The organism is Pandoraea sp. B-6 (assembly GCF_000282835.1).
Taxonomy (GTDB): Bacteria; Pseudomonadota; Gammaproteobacteria; order Burkholderiales; family Burkholderiaceae; genus Pandoraea; species Pandoraea cepalis.
On sequence record NZ_KB290551.1, the window covers coordinates 1 to 4,421 of the forward strand.

5 protein-coding genes are annotated in these 4,421 nt (G+C 67.2%); 2 read left to right on the forward strand and 3 right to left on the reverse strand.

Annotated elements, in window-relative coordinates; all coding sequences use genetic code 11:
* Nucleotides 1-1,346 (forward strand): thioredoxin family protein (locus A985_RS0119550; protein ID WP_017235068.1); only part of this gene is annotated, 1,346 nt, incomplete at its 5' end.
* A gap of 158 nt (nt 1,347-1,504) precedes the next feature.
* Entirely contained in the window at nt 1,505-2,248 is a 744-nt protein-coding gene (gene msrA, locus A985_RS0119555) for a peptide-methionine (S)-S-oxide reductase MsrA (RefSeq protein WP_039830581.1), read from the forward strand.
* Nucleotides 2,249-2,333: 85 nt separating this feature from the next.
* Here msrA and A985_RS0119560 read toward each other — a convergent pair whose 3' ends face one another.
* The 3 genes from A985_RS0119560 to A985_RS26310 form a co-directional block, all read right to left on the reverse strand.
* Entirely contained in the window at nt 2,334-2,711 is a 378-nt protein-coding gene (locus A985_RS0119560; protein ID WP_017235070.1) for a VOC family protein, read from the reverse strand.
* Between the two features lie 162 nt (nt 2,712-2,873).
* Nucleotides 2,874-3,557 carry a YafY family protein gene (locus tag A985_RS0119565; RefSeq protein WP_017235071.1) on the reverse strand — a complete coding sequence of 228 codons (684 nt, stop codon included), beginning with the start codon at nt 3,555-3,557 and terminating at the stop codon, nt 2,874-2,876.
* A 46-nt stretch (nt 3,558-3,603) separates the two neighbouring features.
* Nucleotides 3,604-4,421: cytochrome c (locus tag A985_RS26310; RefSeq protein ID WP_039830579.1), on the reverse strand; the 818-nt coding region annotated here is incomplete at its 5' end.

Here is a 4,421-nt window from a genome sequence, read left to right on the forward strand (position 1 = left end):
CCAGCGTCGGCACCACGTTGCTGCTCGCCGCCTATGCGGCCGGCGCCGCCACGTCGCTTGGGCTGGCCCTCCTGGTCGGCGGACGCGTCTTCGCCACCATGAAACGCTCGCTCGGCGCAGGCGAATGGATTCGTCGCGGGCTCGGCGGGCTGATGCTCGCGGGTGTCGCCGCCATCGCCCTCGGGCTCGACACCGGCGCGCTGGCGCAACTCTCGACGGCGTCGACAGGGGGTATCGAGCAGCGGCTCCTCGACGCGCTTGGTACACGCCGCGCCGCCGCTCAGGTCGACGCGAGCGTCGATAGCCACACCGCCGGCCCGACCATGATGCCCGTGCGCGATACGACGATGCGCGGCACCGCCGATGCCCCAGCACCGTTGCCGGTCGAAGGCCAGTTGCCCTCGCTGGACGGCGCCGTGCAATGGCTGAATTCGCCGCCACTCACGGCGCAGGCCCTTCGTGGCAAGGTCGTGCTCGTCGACTTCTGGACGTATTCCTGCATCAACTGCCTGCGCACGTTGCCATACGTCAAAGCCTGGGCGCAGAAGTATCGCGACCAGGGGCTCGTCGTCATCGGCGTGCACGCGCCCGAATTCGCGTTCGAGCGCGACATCGGCAACGTGAAAAAGGCCGTTCACGATCTGGGCGTTGACTACCCGGTGGCCATCGACAACGACTTCGCCATCTGGCGCGGCTTCCACAATCAATACTGGCCGGCACACTATTTCGTCGACGCCCAGGGGCGTGTGCGCTACCACCACTTCGGCGAAGGCAATTACGCCGAGTCGGAACGCGTGATCCAGCAGTTGTTGCGCGAGGCCGGAGCGAAGCAGGTCGCGAGCGGCATTGCCGACGTGCAGGCCGGTGGCATTCAGCAAGCGGCCGACATGGGCGACGTGCGCTCGCCAGAGACCTATGTCGGCTACACGCGCGCGGAGCACTTCGCCTCCCCCGGCGGGGCCGTGCGCGATCAGGCCAGCGACTACCGCGCGCCATCAACGCCGTCGCTCAACCAATGGGCGCTGGCCGGCGACTGGCGCGTGGGGCCGGAACAGGCCACCGCCATGCAGGCCGGGGCGCGCATCGTCTATCGCTTCCACGCGCGTGACCTGCATCTCGTGCTCGGCCCGAAGGCCGGCGGCGAACCGGTGCGCTTTCGCGTAACGGTCGACGGCAAGCCGCCGGGCGACGCGCATGGCACCGACGTGGGCGCCGACGGTACCGGCACCGTCGCCTCCCAGCGCCTGTACCAGTTGGTGCGCCAGTCAGGCGACGTGCGCGACCGTACGTTCAGCATCGAGTTTCTCGATCCGGGCGTGTCGGCCTACGCGTTCACCTTCGGCTGAGGTCGAAGGCGTTCGGTAGACAGCGCCGCGCCCCGTCCTCAAACCCAATGACCCGGCAGCGACTTCGCAAGACCGCTGCCATCGAGGCGTCCTCCGACGCCGGGAGTTTTCAGATGAACCCGTTCGATCCGACTCACCCGTCGCAGGCCCGCGACGAAATGCCAGGCCAATCGCCCCGCCGCACGACGCCCGCTTCGCGAGTGCGACGCCTGCTGCTTGGCACCGCCGCCGTCGGGGTACTCGTTTGGCAAGTTGGCGCGTACGCCTTCGGCGGTGCCGAGGCGGCCGTCGTCATCGCCGCCCCCAAGCTCGACGAGCCCGCCACGGGGGCTCACACCGAGACGGCCGTGTTCGCCGGCGGGTGCTTCTGGGGGGTGCAAGGGGTATTCCAGCATGTGAAGGGCGTGACGAAAGCCGTGTCCGGCTACGCGGGCGGCACCGCGAAGACGGCCGATTACGAAACCGTCAGCAGCGGTGCGACGGGCCACGCCGAATCGGTGGAAGTGACGTTCGACCCGCAGCAAGTGTCCTACGGAACGCTGCTGCAGATCTATTTCTCCGTCGCACACAATCCGACCGAACTCAATCGCCAGGGACCGGATACCGGCACGCAATATCGCTCGGCCGTGTTCCCGATGAGCGATGCGCAACGCCGTGTCGCCGACGCGTATATCGCGCAGCTCAACGCCTCGCATGTCTACAGCAAGCCCATCGTCACCCGCCTGGAAAAGTACTCGGGCTTCTATCCGGCCGAGACCTATCATCAGGATTTCCTGACCGAGCACCCGACGTATCCGTACATCGTCATCAACGACCTGCCGAAGGTGAAAGACCTCAAGCGTCTGTTCCCTGCACAGTATCGCGACACGCCCGTGCTCGTGAAGTCCGCCACCGCGATGTAAGGCGTCGCCGCGGCGATGGGCGATGGGCGCGGGCGGCCCGCGACGCTGGCGCCCCCTCGCCCCCTACCCCCGCCGCACGCTCGGCTTATCGCGGCGTGTCGGCGAGCTTGTACACGCGCACCCGGTGACCATCGGGATCGGACGCCACGAACGTGCGACCAAAGTCCATCGTCGTCGGAGCCTGCAGGATCGTGATGCCTCGCGCGCTCCAGTCTTCCCACGTGGCGTCCACGTGGGCGTTCGACGCCACCGGCAGCACGATTTCGCTGCCGCCGGGCGGCGCGATGGCCGTCGGCGCCACGCCATAGCGCGCCCACAGTCCCAACTTCATCCCCGAAGGGAACACGAACATCGCAAATCCGGGCGACGCTTCAACCGGCTCGAGATCGAACAATTCAGCATAGAACGCCGCGCTTTCGGGGGGACTCGAAACATACAAAATGACCAAGTTCGGATGCAGCATGACTCGCTCCTGTCGATAGGGATGGATGACGTTTTGCCCGGCCGATCCCCGCATCCGCGGTGCCGCCGTGCACTGTCATGCATCACATCGTACGAACCGATACTGTCAATTTTTGTCAGCAGTCGACCGGCGCCTGCGAAGCATCGCGAAGGCCGGCGGACCTCACCGATTGCCCGTCGTTTCGCGCCACGCCTTGAGCAGCGCGCGCCGCCCGCGCGGGTAGCGCGTCGCGCTCACCGTCAGCGCCTCGATGCGATCGGCGCGGAAATGACGGAAGTCGTCGCGCAGTTCGCACCACGCGACGATCATGCGCATGTGGTCGAAGAAGCCGAGCGCAAACGGCCAGATGACACGCTCGGACAGGCGACCCGCTTCGTCGCGATAGGACAGTTGGAGTTTTCGCTCGGCGCGAATCGCTTCGCGAATGACCGTCATGTCGACGATCGTCGGCGGTAACGGTTCGCCCGGCGCGATGAGCAGAGTCGAGGCCTCGAGCGACGAGCGCAGGTCCGGCGGCAACACCGCCGCGATCTTGGCCAGCGCGTTCGCGCCGGCTTCGGCCAAGGCGCCGTCGGTGCGCTTGGCGACCCACCGCGAGCCCAGCACGATGGCCTCGATCTCCTCCTCGGAGAACATCAGCGGCGGGAGCAGAAAGCCCGGCTTCAGCACGTAGCCCAGCCCTGGCGCGCCCTCGATGTGCGCGCCCTGCGCCTGAAGCATGGCGATGTCGCGGTAGAGCGTGCGCAGGCTCACGCCAAGCGAGTCGGCCAGCGCCGCGCCCGCCACCGGGTAGCGGTGGCGGCGCAGCAGCTGCATCAGCGAGAAGAGACGTTGTGTGCGGGACATGGCGCGACATTATGCGCCAAGCCGCTGCGCGTGACAGTGCGTCGGATCACTTCTGGCGCAGCTGTCTGACGATCTCGGAATTCACGTCGCCCAGCTGAGCGCCGTAGGCCACACGCAGGTAATTGCTCAGCTCGGCAATCTGCGCGTCGGTGAACTGGCGGGCGAAGCCCGGCATGTCCTGCATCGCCTCCAGCCCCGGGAACCGCTGCGGCTCGATGCCGTCGAGAATCGCGACGATCAGATTGCGTGGATCCTTCTGACGCACCGTCGAATTGCCCAGCATCGCCACCGCCACATGCGGCTTGCCGGTGCCGTCCGCCGCATGGCAGCCCGCACACACGGCGAGATAGAGGTTGCGTCCCGCCTTCAACTGGCTCGCGTCAGGACGCTCCGGGAGCGGGGCCGGCGCGGGAGGCGCGTCGCCCAGCAGATACGTCGAGACCGAGCGCAGATCGTCGGGCGTGAGGTATTGCGTGCTCAGATGCACCACCGGATACATCTCGCCGAATGCCGACCCTTGCGGGGCGATTCCCGTGCCAAAGAACGACTGCAGATCCTTCACCGTCCAGCCGCGTGCCGCCAGGGCGTCGGGCGTCAGATCGGGCGCGGCAATCCGGGCGAGCGCCGCCCCGCCGAGCGGCTTCGCGCTGTCGAGCTGGCCGAACGTGCCGCGCGGCGTGTGGCATTCGGCACAGTGTCCCAAGGCGTTCGCGAGATAGCGTCCCCGCAGCCAGTCGGCGGACTGTCCCTTCGAGGCATCGGGCAATGTGTCCTTCAGGAACATCCAGTCCCACACGCGCATGCCCGGGCGCACGTTGTAGGGGAACGAGAGATCGTGCTTTCGATTGGGCACGGCCGCCGGCT

Bases quoted from the DNA above. Each gene is read 5' to 3' on its own strand.
- msrA (WP_039830581.1), top strand. From the start codon at position 1,505: ATGCCAGGCCAATCGCCCCGCCGCACGACGCCCGCTTCGCGAGTGCGA.
- A985_RS0119560 (WP_017235070.1), bottom strand. From the start codon at position 2,711: ATGCTGCATCCGAACTTGGTCATTTTGTATGTTTCGAGTCCCCCCGAA.
- A985_RS0119565 (WP_017235071.1), bottom strand. From the start codon at position 3,557: ATGTCCCGCACACAACGTCTCTTCTCGCTGATGCAGCTGCTGCGCCGC.